Source organism: Thalassotalea agariperforans, assembly GCF_053470345.1.
In genome coordinates this window covers 1-211 of the sequence record NZ_JBQMWH010000058.1, presented here as the reverse complement: position 1 = coordinate 211, position 211 = coordinate 1, and the positions used below count along the sequence as shown (strand labels likewise).

Here is a 211-nt window from a genome sequence, read left to right as displayed (position 1 = left end):
AGCAGCACTTAACGCTGAATTAGACGAACACCTTGGTTATGCCCGCCATGAACAATCTGAGCATCAGAATTACCGTAATGGTTATTCACCTAAAACCATTCGTACAGAAGATGGCGAGGTTGATTTAAACGCACCTCGTGACAGAGACTCCAGTTTTGAGCCTCAGCTCGTTAAGAAAAACCAAACCCGTTTTACTTCGATGGATGACAAG

1 protein-coding gene is annotated in these 211 nt (G+C 44.1%); it reads left to right on the top strand.

The features are described from left to right. Positions 1 to 211 (top strand): transposase (locus ACSLUO_RS17765; RefSeq protein ID WP_448250593.1); only part of this gene is annotated, 211 nt, incomplete at both ends.